Here is a 15,734-nt window from a genome sequence, read left to right on the forward strand (position 1 = left end):
AGCTGCGGTTTGACCCTGCGGCTTGCATCCCTATTGTTGGCGGCATGACAATCGTCAGCCCGCACCTCCCTGCTCCGCCTTCATTGCTGAACCTGATAGACGAGAGCCGCCTCGCACTGTTCCTCGATTTCGACGGAACGCTGGTCGATATCGCGGCAAAGCCCGATGCGGTCACGGTGCCGCACGGGCTGCGGCAAGGGCTGGACCGCCTCAGCCAGCGGCTGGGCGGCGCGCTGGCGCTGGTGACCGGACGGAGCATCGACAATCTGGAAGACTTCCTCGGCCAGCCGAAGGTTCACCTCGCAGGATCGCATGGCGGCGATGTGCGCGCGCCCGGCGGGGTGAGCTTGCGCGAAGGCCGCCCCTTGCCCGCACCGGTGATCGAGGCGTTGAACAGCTTTGCTGCCGCCCACGGCCTGCTTTACGAACGCAAGGCCCACGGCGGGGCGCTGCATTACCGCAAGCACCCGGAGCGGGAGGCCGATGCACGCGATTTCGCCGCCGAACTGGCCGACAAACACGGCCTTGCCACCAAGACGGGCAAATGCGTGATCGAACTGGTCTGGCCCGGCGCTGACAAGGGCGGCGCGGTCGATCTGCTGGCTGCCCGCGCTCCGTTCAAGGGAGCAACGCCGGTCTTCATCGGTGACGACGTGACCGATGAAGACGGCTTTGCCGCCTGCGCCCGGCTGGGCGGCTTCGGCATCGCGGTGGGCGAACGGCCATCGGCCACCGCCCGCTATTCCCTCTCTACCGTAAAGGATGTGCACACGTGGCTGGAACTGTAACGCCCGATCTCGAACTCTGGCCGATCGGCAATTGCCAGATCAGCGCCCTGATCGACCGCGCCGGCGCGGTGGTGTGGAGCTGCATTCCGCGGGTCGATGGCGATCCGGTGTTCTGTTCGCTGGTCAATGGCGATAACCGCGATGCCGGCATCTGGCAGTTCGAACTGGTGGGACAGGTCAGCGCCACGCAGGAATATATCCGCAACACGCCGATCCTCGTCACGCGGCTCGAAGCGGAAGATGGCAGCGCGGTCGAAGTGCTCGATTTCTGCCCCCGTCACGAAGGCAAGGGGCGGATGTACCGGCCCGTGGCGATCAGCCGGATTGTGCGGCCCGTAGCGGGTAGCCCGCGCATCCGCGTGGTGCTGCGCCCGATGCGCGATTACGGCGCGACAATTGCCGAAACCACCCACGGCACCAACCACATCCGCTATCTGGTGGGCCGCGAGGCGCTGCGGCTCAGCACCGATGCGCCGATTGGCTATATCCTTGAACAGCGTGCCTTCCGCGTCGAACAGGATCTGCACTTCTTCCTCGGCCCGGATGAACCCTTCACCGGCAACCTGCGCGAAGAAATCCGCCGGATGGAACAGGCGACGCGTTCTTACTGGCAGCAATGGGTGCGCAGCCTTGCCACGCCGTTCGAATGGCAAAGCGAAGTGATCCGCTGTGCCATCACGCTGAAGCTGTGCCAGCACGAGGAAACCGGCGCGATTGTCGCCGCGCTGACCACCTCGATCCCCGAAGCCCCCCATTCGGAGCGCAACTGGGATTACCGTTACTGCTGGATCCGCGATTCCTATTACACCGTGCAGGCGCTGAACCGCATCGGGGCGCTGGATGTGCTGGAGAAATACCTCGGCTACCTGCGCAATATCGTGGACGCGGCCAAGGGCGGGCAGATCCAGCCGCTTTATTCGGTGATGGGCGTGGCGGAACTGAACGAGGCTAACGCCGGATCGCTGGCCGGTTATCGCGGGATGGGGCCGGTGCGGGTCGGCAATGCGGCCTACAAGCAGATCCAGCACGATTGTTATGGCCAGATCGTGCTGCCCACGGTGCAGGGGTTCATCGACCAGCGCCTGCTGCGGATTGCCGATGATCGCGATTTCGAAAGCCTTGAACAGGTCGGCGAAATGGCCTGGGCGATGCATGACCAGCCCGATGCGGGCCTGTGGGAATTCCGCACGCGGCAGGAAGTGCACACCTATTCGGCGGTGATGAGCTGGGCCGCGTGTGACAGGCTGGCGATGGCGGCGCAATGGCTCGGCAAGGCTGATCGCGCGGCGCTGTGGCAGGAACGCGCCGAAGCTATCCGGGCGCGGATCGAGCAGGAGGCATGGGTCGAAAACGGGGCCGAAGGCGGCCATTACGGAGCTAGCTTCGAAAGCGATTACCTTGATGCCAGCCTGTTACAGATGGTGGAACTGCGGTTCCTCGCGCCCGATAATCCGCGCTTCCTTTCCACCTTCGCCGCAGTCGAAAAGCAGCTGCGGCGGGGCGATTTCATGCTGCGCTACGCCGCAGAGGATGATTTCGGCGCGCCCGAAACCGCTTTTAATGTCTGCACCTTCTGGCTGATCGAGGCGCTCTATCTGGCCGGGCGCGATGATGAGGCCCGGCGTCTGTTCGACACCATGCTGAGCCATGTCACCGCATCGGGCTTGCTGAGCGAGGATCTGGATTACAATACGGGGGAATTGTGGGGCAATTTCCCCCAGACCTATTCGCTTGTCGGCGTCATCAATTGCGCCGGCCTGTTATCCCAACCATGGAGTAACATCCGATAACCCGTCTGGTCATCATCTCCAATCGCGTTGCCGTGGCCAAAGCGCGCGGCGCTGCCGGTGCCCAAGGCGGCCTTGCAGGCGCGCTCAATTCTGCGCTGAAGGAACACGGCGGGATCTGGTTCGGCTGGTCAGGCCAGGAAAGCGAAGACGAAGCGGGCAGCATGAATTTGCAGCGCAGCGACGGCGTAACCACCGCCACGATCGACCTGCCGGGCCGCGATATCGACGAATATTACAATGGCTATGCCAATTCCACCTTGTGGCCGCTGTTCCACTACCGGCTAGACCTGACAGAATACGAGCGTGAAACCGGCAAGGGTTATGAACGGGTCAACGAACGCTTTGCCGAAGCTGTGGTGCCGCTGATTGAAGCGGATGATCTGGTGTGGGTGCATGATTATCACCTGATCCCGCTGGGAGGGGCCCTGCGCGCGCGGGGAGTTTCCAACCGTATCGGATTTTTCCTGCATATCCCCTGGCCGCCCACGCGGCTGTTCGTGTCGCTGCCGTTTCATGAACGTCTGGTGCGCACGATGCTCGAATACGACCTCATCGGTTTCCAGACCAGCGAATGGCGCGACAGCTTTCTGCATTACTGCAGCAAGGAGCTGAACGCCGAGGTGGACGAGGACAGCGGCACTGTGCGGTTCGAAGGCCGTTCGGTCATCGCGCGAACCTATCCGATCGGGATCGACTGGGATCATTTCCAAACGCAGGGCCGGACCGGGGAATCGCGCAATGCGCACCAGCGCCTGCTTTCTTCGAGCCGCGAACGCACCGCCATGATCGGGGTCGACCGGCTGGATTATTCCAAAGGTCTGCCCGAAAGGATCGACGGCATCGGCCGGTTTTTCGACCAGCATCCCGACAGGGTGCGCGATCTCGTCTTCATCCAGATCGCACCGCCCAGCCGCGAAGACGTGAAAAGCTATCAGGACATCCGGCTGCTGCTCGAACAGAAGACCGGACAGATCAACGGAGCGCGCAGCGAAGTGGATCTGGTGCCGATCCGTTATGTCAATCGCGGCTATTCCCATGCCGAGCTTTTCGGCTTTTACCGTGGCTCCAAGATCGGGCTGGTAACACCGCTGCGCGATGGCATGAACCTGGTCGCCAAGGAGTATGTCGCCGCGCAGGATCCCGACGATCCCGGCGTGCTCATCCTGTCACGCTTTGCAGGCGCTGCCGAACAATTGAACGTCAACGGACAAGGCGCGGTGATGGTCAATCCCTACAGCCCCGATGATATTTCCGACGCGATCAGCTTGGCGCTGGATATGCCTCTTGCCGAACGCAAGGCGCGTTACGAAGCGATGATCGCGACCATCCGCGACGATAACGTGCAATCCTGGACGGAGCGTTTTTGCACCGACCTGAAGGCGTAACCGAAGCGCGCGTTAACCAAGGCAAATAGGGCGGGCGAAACCATTCCGGTTCCCGGTTGCGGGAAAGAACTGCCAACCCCGTCTTGCCCTTTTTTTCTGGCCCTGTTTCAGAGCCGGGCCTTTACGATGCCGCGAGCCGGGTTAAGCCCGGCTGCCGCGATGGGTGTTAACCCTTATCGTTCACTCAGACAGTCGTTCAGCGCTTCGTGTTACCCAATAGGGGCAACACAAGGATAGCGTCATGTCTTCAAAGGTCCTGGCCGCGCTCGCGATTGGCAGCGCGATTGTTCCATCTGCCGCACTGGCACAAACCGCGCAGACGACAATGGATATATCGGCCACTGTCGTGAATGCCTGTGTTGTCAGCGCCACGAACCTCGCCTTTGGCAACTATGACCCGACGGCTGGATCGCCCACCGATGCAAGCAGCTCCATCACTGTAACCTGCACGCCGGGAAGCAGTTTCACGGTGGGGTTGAATGCCGGAACCACTTCTGGCGCGACAGTGAGCAACCGCATGATGGCAAGTGGCAGCAACCGTCTCGATTATGCTTTGTACAGCGATGTGGCGCGAACCACCAACTGGGGGAACACCCCCGGAAGCGATACCCCTGCGGCAATCACGGCGGTCAGTTCGCCTTCGATCCTCACGGTCTTTGGACGGGTGCCCGCGCAACAATCGGTGGTGGCCGGCAGCTATACGGACACGGTGACCATCACCGTCAGCTACTGAGGTGGCGATGCGCCGGTCGATATTCCATAAGTGCCTGACTTGGCTCGCGCTGGCGTGCGGCTTCATGGGGCTGCTTCAGCCGCAGGTCGCTCTGGCCGGTTCGCTGACCGTGCTCCCAATCCGCGTAGAAGTTGCCGCCAACCGGCAGTTCTGTTCGGTCACCATTGGCAATGATGGCACGAAAGACGTGGCCGTGCAGGTGCGCGGGTACCGCTGGCACCAGGAAGATGGCACCGACGCGCTCGACGAAAGCCAGAGCATTGCGATCAATCCTTCGATCATGATGATTGCGCCCGGCGCGAAGAAACTGGTGCGATGCAGCCTGCCCGAACAATCCGGACCAATCGAGAGCACCTACCGCCTGATCGTGAGCGAGCTTCCCCGCGCCGAGGCCGAGCCCGGTACGCTCCAGACCCTTTTGCAACTGAGTATCCCGGTCTTTCGCGCGCAGCCGGATGCAAGGCCCTCGCTCCATTGGGAAGCGACCGAAGACGGGCGGCTGCTTGTCACCAACAGCGGCACGCGCCACGTCCGCATCGCCGATCTGGTTGTCCATCCCGCCACCGCCGCAGCGCCGGTGCGCGCCAAGGCCGGCTTCTATCTTCTCGCCGGAGCAAGCCGCACTGTTGATGCCGATTTTGGCAAAATCGAGATTGCCGAAGTGGAAGCCATGACCGAGGACGGCGCGTTCGTTGCCGTGCTGCCCGGCGGCAAGCCACGAACTTGAGTGGGCTTGGCCATGTCCGCCAAACATGCGTGGCGGGCAGCCACGTCCGTGGTGGTCATGACCGTTATTGCCTGCCCCTCAAGCGTGAAGGCAAATGAGGCGGGCGAGGTGGCTGGCACAAATGCATCCGTGATTGCAGGCTCGACCGCCCGACGGAGCGAGGCGCCCGAGCCGCGCCCGGTGGGAGTCATGATCAACCGCAGGCTCACCCCCGATCAGGCTCTTGTCGTGATCTGGGAAGATGCCCTCTACATCAGGCGGACGGACCTTCCGCAGACCGGGCTGATCCTGCCCGAACTGGCAAGCGAGTTTGTGCTGTCCGGCGATGAATATGTCTCGCTGTCCCCTGTCACAGGCGTTTTTGCCAGCCTCGGCGAAGGCGGAAGCCTGCTTGACATCATCGCTTCTCCTGCGGCTTTCCAGTCGACAAGGTTCCAGAGGTCTGCACAGCCGGTCACGCTGGACGAGATCGTGCCGGCCGCCTTCATCAGCTACGATCTGACCTTCAGTCGCTGGAACGGCCAGAACTCCGCCTTCGCGTTTCTTGATGCGGGGGTGTCTAACGACTGGGGCCTGATCGGCAGCACCGCCGTCCTGCAAAATGCAGGACACACCGCCGTTCGTCTTGAAAGCTATTTCCAGCGCGACTGGCCCAATGAACGGGTGCGGCTGGTGATTGGCGATACTGTAACAAAAGCCACCGAATGGAGCGCGCCGGCGCGATTTGCAGGCGTCCGCTTCGGCACGGATTTCGCACTCCAGCCGACGTTCATTGCCTTCCCCGTACCGATGTTGACCGAGGCGGCTGCCCTGCCCTCGACCGTCGATCTCATCTCGTCAGCGAGCCGCGAAACGCTGGCCGTGCAACCCGGGACCTTCGCTATCGATTACCAGCCGGTCTTTTCCGGAGCGGGCGAGGTAACGATGATGATCACCGACGCGAATGGCCTGTCGCGGCAGGTAACCAGCAGCTTCTACACCAGTGCGCGGCTGTTGCGTCCGGGGCTTGTCGATTTCTCGGTCGAAGCGGGGGTGGTACGGCAGAACTACGGCATCGAGAGCTTTGATTATGGTCCGCCGTTTGCTGCAGGATTTCTGCGCTTCGGCCTGAATGATGCGCTTACGCTTGGCGGGCGTATCGAAGTGAGCCCTGACATCCAGACGGGCGGGCTGGGCGCCGGCTGGGTGCTTTCCACGATCGGCGAATTCGGGCTCGCCGGCGCGGTGTCGCAAAGCCCAAGGGGCACGGGAACCTTGTGGCGCGCCCAGTTCCAGCGGATCGCGCCGACGCACTCGTTCACTGTCAGCTATCAGCGGGACAACGGACGCTACGCGCAGGTCGCCAACGCTGGCTTCTGCTGCGGCGTCCCTTTCGGCCCGCCGCAGCAGGAACTTGCGTTGGCGGGTAGCCTGTCGTTGGGATCACTGGGCGATGTCGTGGTGGGCCACGCCGAAACGCGCACCGCAGGCGGCCAGAGCTTCAGGACGACGAACCTGAGCATCAATGGCGGCTTCAGGTCAGCTTTCTACAACCTCGGTCTGCGCCGCAGCCAGTTCGGCGACCGCACCGACAACGGCGCCTTTCTTCTGGTGAGCCTGCCGCTTGGTACGCGCAGCAGCGCCAGCGCCAGATTTGATGACAGGCGATCGGTTGCGATGGTCAGCGTCGCACCGCCGAATGATCGCGGTGCCGGATACCAGATTGCCGTGGGGCATGACCGGGAATTTGATCAACCCGTCATCAACGCCTCCACTCTGGTTCGCACTGCCGCTGGCGAACTTGAACTGGTCGGCGGTTACGATCGAAGCGGAGAGGGTATCCGCCTGAGCGCAAGGGGCGCCCTTGTGTCGACGGCGGGCAAAGTGGTTGCAACGCCGCGGCTCGATAACGCCTTTGCTCTGGTCGAACTCGGCAGCGCGGCGGACGTGACGCTTTATCTGGAAAACCGGCCGGTGGTGGCAAAAGGCGGAGCGGGCAAGACAGCGCTCCTCACCGGGCTCCAGCCTTACGCACAGAACCGGATCGCGATCGACGTATCATCTCTGCCGATCACTGCCGATGTCGATGCAGGCGAAAAACTGGTTGTGCCCGGATTCCGGCAGGCAGTGCGGGTCGCCTTCGGCGGAGCGGAGCAGTCTCCGGTCACTATCAGGCTGGTGGGCCCGGATGGCGTGCCACTGGCGCCGGGGCTGGAAACCCGTGTGGGATCGCAGCCTGCCGGAATCACCGGGTATGATGGCCTCGTCTTCCTGCCTGACCTGCGCGGCGGAGAACGGATTGCCGTCACCGGCCCGGCATTCCGCTGCCAGGCGCAGATCCCTGCCAGACCGAAGATCGATGAAAACAGACAGCTTGGCCCTGTCCCATGCCTGCCCCACGCAACTCTGGAGCCTGTTCCATGACCCTGAACTTCGCGCGAAATTTCCACCTGATCGCCGCCCTTCTCGTGTCGGCGCTGGCATTCGGCATCGTCGCACCAAGCCCGGCCTACGCATGCACGCTCTGTTCGTGCTCGACGACGGCGAGCGGAGCCAGTTTCGGAACCTATGATCCGACATCGCCTGCCCCCAAAGACACATCCGGCACGGTAACGATCAATTGCACAGGGCTGATAGCGCTGTTCGGGTCAGTCGACATTTCGGCCAGCGCAGGCTCATCCGGCAATGCGGCACAGCGAACCATGCGGCAAGGCATCAACACCCTGAATTACAACCTCTATGTCAACCCCGCCCGCTCGATTGTGTTCGGCAACGGAGCGGGCGGCACACAGCGGATCTCGACGTCTTTGAACGGGCTGCTGTTCTTCAGCCAAAGCACCTTTTTCTACGCAAGGCTGCCGGCAAACCAATGGGCCAGAGCCGGAAACTATTCTGACACAATCGTCATCACGGTCGCTTACTGATCTGAGATTGTGGCAGTTTTTCAGGACTGAACTTTCATCAGCCGCAGACGCACCGCTCGCCCGGATCATGGCCTCTCTTCCATCGATACCAACTGTTTTGCGCAGTCTTTGCCCCGCATCCTGTGCACCGAGGCCCGTCAGTGCGGGATGCCGGAAGCGAAACTTCAGGAAATCAGACGGTCAGTCGGAATTTGCCCGAATCGGCCAAGCCCCCAACCGGGTTGCAGGGGCCTGCGATCGCAAGAAGTATTGACGATCCGTCAGGGATGATAGAGACGGCCCCGACTGATTCCGTCATTCGGCATGCGGGTATAGCATAGTGGTAATGCACCAGCTTCCCAAGCTGGCTAGAGGGGTTCGATTCCCCTTACCCGCTCCAACCCTCGCCATCTGCGCTGCGGCGACTATGCGGTTTCAACCGCAGGCCCGTTACGGCTGATGCGAAAGTCAGCAGCCGCTCTGCCGCCTGTCGATGCGGAGCAGGCGGTGCAGACGCAATCATGGCGGCCCAGGGGCGGCTGCTTTCTCGAACGCAAACCGCTTCCCGAAGCAATGCAGCGCATCGACAATGCCGGGATTTTCGACCAGAACCTGCATCGGCTGTTCGGGCTGATCGCCGAAGTGGGGGAGGTGAGTGCGTTGGTGTTTGCAACTACAGGCAAGTCATCGATCTGTCGCAGTCTGAACGCGGGCGCGGCCACAGCATGAAAGCCGCCCACACTTCGCAATTGCGCGCAGCGCTGGATCGTTCGCGCTCGGCTTTGGTAACGGTCGGCTGGCTCAGCGCGATCATCAATGTGCTGTTGCTGGGCGGTCCGCTCTACATGCTGCTGATCTATGACTCCGTGATGCCTTCAGGCAGCACTGCAACGCTCTTCGGCCTGCTGGCGATGATTGTGGTGATCTATGCGTTTCAGGGTCTGTTCGACTTGCTGCGCACCCGCATGCTGAGCGACATTGCAGCGGGTCTTGAGGCGCGGATGACCGGGCGGGTTCACCGTGCGATGACGGCGATGGGGCTGCGCGCGAAGGTGGATCGTGACGATGGCCTGACGCCGATGCGCGATCTCGATTCGATCCGCAGCTTTCTCGCTTCGCCCGGGCCAGGCGCGCTGATGGACCTGCCGTGGCTGGTCCTGTTTCTCGGTCTGCTGACCATGCTGCACTATTGGCTGGGTCTTACCGCGCTGGTGGGAGCGCTGGTGCTGATCGCCTTCACCATTCTCAACGACCGCCTGACGCGCCGGCCCGGCGAAGAGCTGTCCGGCGCGCGGGCCTACCGATCGAAACTCGCACAGGACACGCACCGTCATGTCGAGGTGATCCGCGCGCTGGGTATGGGAGAGCGGATGCATGATGCCTGGCACGTGGCCAACGCCCAGCTCAGTTCGGCGCAGGACCGCGTAGCGCGCACCACCAGCCTGATCATGGGCTTGAGCCGCGTTTTCCGCATGTTCCTCCAAAGCGTGGTGCTGACCGTGGGCGCGCTGCTCTATCTGGCCGGAGAAGCGAGCGGAGGGATTGTCTTTGCAGCCTCGATTCTGGCCGCGCGTGCGCTCGCGCCAATCGATCAGGCGATCATGCATTGGGGCAGTTTCACAGCGGCGCGGCAAAGCTGGGCGCGTCTCGATGCCCTGTTCGAAGCGATCCCGGAAGATGAGGAAATCGGCACGCAGCTGCCCGCGCCCGAGTCTGCGCTGAAGGTCGGGGGCCTCGCTGTCGCCCCGCCGGGCGCGCAAGAGCCGGTGCTGCGCGATATTTCATTCGATCTTGCTGCGGGCGATGCGATGGGAATCATCGGGCCGAGTGCGGCAGGCAAGACGACGCTGGCACGCGCGCTGGTGGGGGTGTGGGCACCGCTTGCCGGGACGGTGCGGCTCGACGGCGCCAGTCTCGACCAATGGGAACCCGATACGCTCGGCGCGCATCTGGGTTACCTTCCGCAGCATGTCGAACTGTTCGACGGAACGATCGCGCAGAATATCGCCCGCTTCGATCCCGAACCGCCGTTCGAAGCCGTCATCGCGGCCGGACGGGCGGGCGGTGTGCACGAGTTGGTCCTTGCGCTGCCCAATGGTTACGACACCAGGGTCGGCGGAGGCGGTATCCAGCTGTCAGCCGGCCAGCGCCAGCGCATCGGGCTGGCCCGTGCGCTTTATCGTCAGCCCTTTCTGGTCGTGCTCGACGAACCCAACTCCAACCTTGATGCGGAAGGCGAGGCCGCGCTGGATGGGGCAATTGCCGAGGCACGCGAACGCGGAGCGATCGTGGTGCTGATCGCGCACCGGCCAAGCGCGCTGCGCAAGGTGAATAAGGTGCTGGTGCTGCAACAGGGCCGGCAGGTTGCCTTTGGCGAACGGGACAAGGTTCTTGCAAGCCTGCTTAGCCAACCGGTTGCAACACCTATCCGCCCGGCCGGCAGCGAGGCAGCCGAGACACCGGCAAATAGCCAGCAGAGCAACCCTCCACAAGCCAGCGAACAGGTGCGCACCACACCATGAGCAACGCCTTGACCCAAAGCCCATCGCGCGCGCTTGTGGTGACTGATAGCGACGGGCCCCTTGGTGACGTTTTCGATGCCTCGCTGCGACAGCGCAAGCGCACGGCCGCGATGGCAGCGGCGCTGCTGGGCGTGCTCGTGATCGGAGGCGGAGCACTTGTGCCGATCGGCGGCGCAGTGATCGCTACCGCTGAGGTTGCTCCGGAATCGCGGATCAAGCGTGTCGCTCATCCCACCGGCGGCGTGATTGCGGAAATCTACGTGGCCGATGGAGACTCCGTGGAGGAGGGCGATCTGCTGCTGCGGCTTGCGACCGATGTCAGCCAGGTGCGCGCCAAGTATTCGGAGTTGTCGCTTGTGCAAATTCTCGCGCAGCGCGCCCGGCTGCTGGCCGAAGTCCAGGATCGCGACACCATCAGTTTCCCTGCAGAACTGGCGGAAGATCGCAGCGCCGAAGCCCGCGAGGCTATGGCCTCCGAACAGCGCCGCTTCATGCTGAATCGCGCGGAGAGATCGAGCCTGCGAACGCAGCTGTCCGAACGGGTCAACCAGCTTGAACGGCAGGTCGATGGGTACCAAGCTCAGATCGCCTCGCTGGAGGCGCAGCAGGCACTGATCCTGCCAGAACTCGAAATGCTGCGCGAGATGCGCGGGCGAGGCTATGTCACGATTCGCCGCTTGAACGAGATGGAACGCACCGCAATCGAGCTTTCCGGCAACATCGGCGCGCTCAGAGCCAATATCGCGCAGGCCAATGCCGGGATGGCCGAGGCCGAGCAGCAGCGCATCCAGGTTGGCCAGTCCGCGCGGGCGGATGCCGGGGCCGAGCTTGCCCGGGCCGAGGCGGTGATCAACGACAGCCGGATAAACCGCGCCAGTGCCGAAGACGATTTCGACCGTTCCGAAGTGCGTGCCAGCCATTCAGGCACGATCGACAAGCTGGCTTTTGCCGCCATCGGCGAAGTGGTCCGCCCCGCCGAAACCATCGCAGAGATCGTGCCGCAGAGCGATAAGTTGGTCTTTAACGGCTTTGTCGCGCCCAGCGATATTGACCGGGTGGCGGTTGGCCAGGCAGCGCGCATCAGGCTCTCGGCCTTCAACCAGGCGACCACGCCCGAATTGACCGGCAAGGTCACTTTCGTCTCCGCCGATCCCGTTATGATCGAGGCAACCGGAACAAGGCTTTTCCGGGTGCGCGTGGTGCTGTCGCAGGGCGAAGCCCGGCTGCCTGAAGGGATCGTGCTGGTCACGGGGATGCCGGCCGAACTGTTCATCGAAACAGGTAGCCGTTCGATGCTGTCCTACATCACCAAACCACTGATCGATCAATTCGCACGCGCTTTCCGCAACGATTCCTGAGCCCTGCACAAGAACAGAGACGCGCGTTTGCTGAAACGACGAGGGCGCGGCGGTTGCTCCGCCGCGCCCAATCGCGCCTTGCCTCAAGTTCTGATCCGCGTTGAAGTGCCGGATTAAATCAGCATCTCCATACCGATCGATTGATCGGTCAGTGCGAATTTGTAAGGGGCGTTGAAGTCATCGTGGATCGGCAAGGCGAATGCATTGCCGCCCGCGAACATTCCATCCAGCGCAGCGTAAACCGGATCGACCGGAGCCATCATCTTTATCGGCGAAAGCATGGCCATCGCGCCCGCGTCGTTGAAACTGAACGGCGCGTCCTGAGCGAACAGATTGCTCATCAACATGCTCGCGGGTGCCATGCTTGCGGTAGCGGCAGTGAAGGTCGTCGCTGCCACAACATCGCTTTCGAGCGCGTTCTGCACGAGGGCCACCAGAACGCCGTCGGCCTCGATGAGGACATCGGCGCCGGACTGCGTGAAGGTAATGGTCTTGGCCGCCGAGTTGATGATGTCGATCGAGTCTTTCTCGCCGGGGTTGAAATCGGTGATGATATCGGAATCGGACACACCGCCGTCGGCATCCAGCACGAACCTGTCTCGGCTAAGGCCTCCGGTCAGCGTGTCGTTCCCGGCTCCGCCGAACAGGACATCGATCCCGGCGCCGCCATCGAGCACATCATCCCCGGCATCGCCGTTCAGGATATCGTTCCCGGCGCCGCCCGACAGCAGGTCATTGCCCGATCCGCCGTTGAGCGTATCGCTCCCGGCCTCGCCGAACAGCATGTCATCGCCGTCACCGCCGTTGAGCGTATCGGCGCCGAAGCCGCCGTACAATTCGTCATTGCCGCCCAGCCCGTTGAGAACGTCATCGCCGCCGAAGCCGAACATCTGGTCAGTGCCATTCGTGCCCGTGAGCGCATCGCCAGCAGAAGTGCCGACTACAACGCTCACCCCGGTCATCTGCGGTTGAAGGGCCCCGTCGTAGGTTGTCGCTGCCATGACATCGCTCTCGAGCGCGTTCTGGACGAGGGCCACCAAAACGCCGTCTGCCTCGATGAGGACATCGGCGCCGGACTGCGTGAAGGTGAAGGTCTTGTCCGCCGAGTTGATGATGTCGATCGTGTCTTTCTCGCCGGGGCTGAAATCCGTGATCGTGTCGGAATCGGACACACCGCCGGCGGCATCGAGCACGAACCTGTCGCGGCCAAGGCCGCCCGTCAGCGTGTCGTTCCCGGCTCCGCCGAACAGGACATCGATTCCGGCGCCGCCATCGAGCACATCATCCCCGTCATCGCCGTTCAGGATATCGTTCCCGGCGCCGCCCGAGAGCATGTCATTGCCCGATCCGCCGTTGAGCGTGTCACTTCCTTCCTCGCCGAAAAGCATGTCATCGCCGTCACCGCCATTGAGCGTATCTTTGCCGAAGCCGCCGAACAATTGGTCATTGCCGCCCAGCCCGTTGAGAACATCATCGCCGCCGAGGCCGAAGATGATGTCGATCCCGGCACCCCCGTCAATCGTCTCGGACGCGCGCGTTCCTTGCGTGTCAGTTGGCATGAGAGCCAGCAAGGCTGCCAGCGCCGCATCCGCCTGGATCAAGCCGGCACCGGAAGTCACATCATAGCCGACGCCGACATTGGCACCATTAACGCGATTAACGATATCGATCGCGGTGCTTTCGAGAGCGAATTCAATCTGATCGTTGGTGGCGGTGGGCACAGCCTGCTTGAGCAGCGCGATGACCGCGGCAGCGGTCGGCGCAGCAGCCGAGGTGCCGAAGAAATTGGGAAATCCGTTTCCGTCCACATCGGACCCGAAAAAGGTCGTATCGCCGCCATCGGTAGAGGTGAAATCGACATTGTCGCGCATGACCGGCGCAGCCAGACGGTTGCCGAAAATGTCGAACAGGATCGGCGTACCGCCCTTTGACGAGAAGTTTTCGAGCAACGGCGGCGTCTGGCCAAATTCAGGCGTATCGAACCATGCGGCAGCAGCAACCGCAAGCGCGCCTTCGGCATTGCTATGGCCGAACGAAGTGCTGGAATTGGTCGCGAACTCGTTGAACGTCGCGCTCCCGCCAATCGTGACCAGCTTCATCAAGCCCGGATCGTTTCCGTCCGTGCCGAATCGTCCGATCATGATTTCAAAGGAACCCGTACCATTGAGCGTGAACAGCTCGATCGGATCGCCGCCGACATTGTCGATCCGCGATGATGTGATGACCGTATTCGTGCCAGCAACCACCGCATAGATGTCGATATCGTTGGTCGATCCGGTCGTACCATCGACCGAGAAGAAGCTTTCATCCCATTGCAGGACATAGGTAACCTGTCCCGACTGTGTCACGCTGAGCCGGGTATCGACCCCGGCACCGGGATCGAAGTCATGCAAAACGATGCTGTCTGTGCCGAACACCTGCGTGATGCCCGAATTGTCGAACGCGGAATCGTATGCCCGATCCGCCTGGTTACCTGCCGAGGACAGATAGGAAATGCCCATCGCATCAACCGCATCGACCGCCTGCGCGATGACCCCGTCCTGGAAGAACGATTCGGCAAAATAGAAGACGTCATCAACGATGATGTCCGACCCGGCATTGGCGAGGTCGAGGATCCCCTGCGCGAATCCGGCCTGGCCGGTGAACGCGGTATGGAATTGCAACGCAGCGCCCGGCGCGATGTCGTGGATCAGCTGCGCCATCGCGCGGCCTTCGTCGATGGTTCCCCCGGTGACACTGTCGTCGAGGATCAGGATGTTATCGGGCAGATCTCCGCTCGCAATATCGTCGGCATAGTCGGTAAGGGCGGTGGTGCTGGTGTTGAAACTGTCTGAAAGAATGCCGATCGTAAGGCCTGTGCCATCAAGCCCGGCAAGCGCTGGAACGGTCGTCTGAAGTGCATCCCCGTCAGGCGATGTCACCGCCCCGACATGGGTGCCCGCATAGGCCGGGCGCGCAAAGGCGAGGCCGTCGAGCGCGGCGAGATCGTCAATCGCGTCGATCGGGAGGCGCCCGCTGACCATTGCGCCGAACGCCTTGCCGCCCTCAAGACCAAGCGCCTGGAGAACCGGAAGCAGTCCTGCCCCTTTCCCATCGGCCGCGACGATATCGATCACCACATAGCCCTTCGCTACAGGTGCGAGAGTGTTGGTGCTGGCGAAACTGGCAAAGCCATTGGTCCGGGATGCACCGGTCAGGCCGTTGAGCGAAACTTGCGCCTCGACAAACAGTTCGGCGAGCCCGAATTGCAGCTTGTTCCAGTTGGCATCGGGGTTGGCGTTTGTGATTGCCGCCGCCACGTCTGCCGGAGACAAAGTGCCGGAGCCGAAGGGCGAGCTCTTGCCCTTGGCCTGACCAGCCGAGCCATTTTTCCAGACAGCAGTGATGGAGTTCGATTCAGACTCGTACGGAGTGTGTTCAAAACGCATTTTGCTATTCCCCCAAAGAACAACTTACGTGGAGAACGAATCATCCATGATTCTCCCCCGAGCGTGTCAATTAGGCTCAGGACCCATTAAATCACTTGCGCTGGCGGCATTCGATTGATTC

11 protein-coding genes and 1 tRNA gene are annotated in these 15,734 nt (G+C 62.2%); 11 read left to right on the forward strand and 1 reads right to left on the reverse strand.

The genetic code is table 11. The features are described 5' to 3' along the window. Nucleotides 1-44 precede the first annotated feature (44 nt). From otsB to IP79_RS13230, 11 genes are all read left to right on the forward strand, one after another. Entirely contained in the window at nucleotides 45-788 is a 744-nt protein-coding gene (gene otsB / locus IP79_RS13180; protein WP_054119769.1) for a trehalose-phosphatase, read from the forward strand. After that, the gene (locus IP79_RS13185) at nucleotides 773-2,578 is read left to right on the forward strand and encodes a glycoside hydrolase family 15 protein (protein ID WP_054119770.1); all 1,806 of its coding nucleotides are present in this window, start codon (nucleotides 773-775) and stop codon (nucleotides 2,576-2,578) included. The genes otsB and IP79_RS13185 overlap by 16 nt, the downstream gene beginning before the upstream one ends. Then, nucleotides 2,575-3,963 carry an alpha,alpha-trehalose-phosphate synthase (UDP-forming) gene (locus tag IP79_RS13190; RefSeq protein ID WP_054119771.1) on the forward strand — a complete coding sequence of 463 codons (1,389 nt, stop codon included), beginning with the start codon at nucleotides 2,575-2,577 and terminating at the stop codon, nucleotides 3,961-3,963. Before IP79_RS13185 ends, IP79_RS13190 begins: the two co-directional genes overlap by 4 nt. A gap of 241 nt (nucleotides 3,964-4,204) precedes the next feature. Continuing rightward, the gene (locus tag IP79_RS13195) at nucleotides 4,205-4,696 is read left to right on the forward strand and encodes a spore coat U domain-containing protein (protein WP_054119772.1); all 492 of its coding nucleotides are present in this window, start codon (nucleotides 4,205-4,207) and stop codon (nucleotides 4,694-4,696) included. A gap of 7 nt (nucleotides 4,697-4,703) precedes the next feature. Beyond that, the gene (locus IP79_RS13200; protein ID WP_156318341.1) at nucleotides 4,704-5,423 is read left to right on the forward strand and encodes a molecular chaperone; all 720 of its coding nucleotides are present in this window, start codon (nucleotides 4,704-4,706) and stop codon (nucleotides 5,421-5,423) included. A gap of 189 nt (nucleotides 5,424-5,612) precedes the next feature. Beyond that, nucleotides 5,613-7,826: a fimbria/pilus outer membrane usher protein gene (locus IP79_RS13205; RefSeq protein WP_233994213.1), complete on the forward strand. Its 2,214-nt coding sequence runs from the start codon at nucleotides 5,613-5,615 to the stop codon at nucleotides 7,824-7,826. After that, a complete protein-coding gene (locus IP79_RS13210; protein WP_054119775.1) occupies nucleotides 7,823-8,326 on the forward strand; it encodes a spore coat U domain-containing protein in 504 nt (167 codons plus the stop codon). Before IP79_RS13205 ends, IP79_RS13210 begins: the two co-directional genes overlap by 4 nt. A gap of 305 nt (nucleotides 8,327-8,631) precedes the next feature. Further along, nucleotides 8,632-8,705: transfer RNA gene (locus IP79_RS13215), tRNA-Gly, on the forward strand. 59 nt (nucleotides 8,706-8,764) lie between these two features. After that, complete coding sequence (locus tag IP79_RS13220) at nucleotides 8,765-9,034, forward strand: hypothetical protein (protein ID WP_054119776.1); 270 nt, start codon at nucleotides 8,765-8,767, stop codon at nucleotides 9,032-9,034. Further along, on the forward strand, nucleotides 9,031-10,827 hold the full coding sequence (locus IP79_RS13225; RefSeq protein ID WP_082337223.1) for a type I secretion system permease/ATPase: 1,797 nt from the start codon (nucleotides 9,031-9,033) through the stop codon (nucleotides 10,825-10,827). The genes IP79_RS13220 and IP79_RS13225 overlap by 4 nt, the downstream gene beginning before the upstream one ends. Before the next feature lie 38 nt (nucleotides 10,828-10,865). Further along, entirely contained in the window at nucleotides 10,866-12,185 is a 1,320-nt protein-coding gene (locus tag IP79_RS13230; protein ID WP_197273824.1) for an HlyD family type I secretion periplasmic adaptor subunit, read from the forward strand. 113 nt (nucleotides 12,186-12,298) lie between these two features. Here IP79_RS13230 and IP79_RS13235 read toward each other — a convergent pair whose 3' ends face one another. Then, complete coding sequence (locus tag IP79_RS13235) at nucleotides 12,299-15,613, reverse strand: S8 family serine peptidase (RefSeq protein ID WP_082337224.1); 3,315 nt, start codon at nucleotides 15,611-15,613, stop codon at nucleotides 12,299-12,301. Nucleotides 15,614-15,734: the final 121 nt, after the last annotated feature.

The organism is Porphyrobacter sp. AAP60, from assembly GCF_001296025.1.
Taxonomy (GTDB): domain Bacteria; phylum Pseudomonadota; class Alphaproteobacteria; order Sphingomonadales; family Sphingomonadaceae; genus Erythrobacter.

Bases quoted from the DNA above. Each gene is read 5' to 3' on its own strand.
- otsB (WP_054119769.1), top strand. From the start codon at position 45: ATGACAATCGTCAGCCCGCACCTCCCTGCTCCGCCTTCATTGCTGAAC.
- IP79_RS13195 (WP_054119772.1), top strand. From the start codon at position 4,205: ATGTCTTCAAAGGTCCTGGCCGCGCTCGCGATTGGCAGCGCGATTGTT.
- IP79_RS13200 (WP_156318341.1), top strand. From the start codon at position 4,704: ATGCGCCGGTCGATATTCCATAAGTGCCTGACTTGGCTCGCGCTGGCG.
- IP79_RS13205 (WP_233994213.1), top strand. From the start codon at position 5,613: ATGATCAACCGCAGGCTCACCCCCGATCAGGCTCTTGTCGTGATCTGG.
- IP79_RS13210 (WP_054119775.1), top strand. From the start codon at position 7,823: ATGACCCTGAACTTCGCGCGAAATTTCCACCTGATCGCCGCCCTTCTC.
- IP79_RS13220 (WP_054119776.1), top strand. From the start codon at position 8,765: ATGCGAAAGTCAGCAGCCGCTCTGCCGCCTGTCGATGCGGAGCAGGCG.
- IP79_RS13225 (WP_082337223.1), top strand. From the start codon at position 9,031: ATGAAAGCCGCCCACACTTCGCAATTGCGCGCAGCGCTGGATCGTTCG.
- IP79_RS13235 (WP_082337224.1), bottom strand. From the start codon at position 15,613: ATGCGTTTTGAACACACTCCGTACGAGTCTGAATCGAACTCCATCACT.